The sequence below is a fragment of the Dietzia sp. SLG310A2-38A2 genome (assembly GCF_014145095.1).
Lineage (GTDB): Bacteria > Actinomycetota > Actinomycetes > Mycobacteriales > Mycobacteriaceae > Dietzia.
This window is the reverse complement of the sequence record NZ_JAALDX010000548.1, coordinates 11904-12103: the sequence shown is the minus strand read 5'-3', so window position 1 is coordinate 12103 and position 200 is coordinate 11904.

The window sequence follows — 200 nt, the reverse complement described above, 5'->3', positions numbered from 1 at the left end:
GGGGCCTGACGATGCCTTCACTCCTCCAGCTACCACCGGAGAGACCACTCCGGAAGGATCCGTGGACTCATAAGGGAGCACCTGGTGAGCCACTCCCGCCGGGCGCGGTCCTTCTTAGGGGCTGCGGAAGTGGTACTCAAGGGTGCTGGTGGGCGCGTCGGAAGTGGCTCGGTGAGCTGCCGGTCCATCCTTTGAAGGCA